This window comes from Corallococcus sp. AB030, assembly GCF_003668965.1.
Lineage (GTDB): Bacteria > Myxococcota > Myxococcia > Myxococcales > Myxococcaceae > Corallococcus > Corallococcus exiguus.
Genome location: NZ_RAWQ01000549.1, coordinates 1 through 254, shown reverse-complemented (window position 1 = coordinate 254; position 254 = coordinate 1). Strand labels below are relative to the sequence as shown.

Below are 254 nucleotides of genomic sequence, written 5' to 3'. Positions count from 1 at the left end.
GTGTTCTACAACCGGAAGCGGCGCCACTCCGCCCTGGGCTACGTCAGCCCAGTGGAATACGAGCGGAGGGCCGCAACCAAGAGGCTGGCAGCGTAGTCAACCTGTCCACCGAACCGGAGCAGGCCCAGAGGTTGCTTCGAGGCTACGACGTCGACGCCCCCCGTCTCCAACTCGCAGGCCAGGTCCACGCCCGGGTCGGCCGGTACACGGCGACGTACAAGACGCGGCAAGGCCCCGTCGAAATAGAGCGAAGC

General features: G+C 66.5%; 1 protein-coding gene. It reads left to right on the top strand.

All coding sequences use genetic code 11. The annotated features are described in order from the left end of the window. Complete coding sequence (locus tag D7Y15_RS46860) at window positions 1-96, top strand: IS3 family transposase (protein ID WP_367303451.1); 96 nt, start codon at window positions 1-3, stop codon at window positions 94-96. Window positions 97-254: the final 158 nt, after the last annotated feature.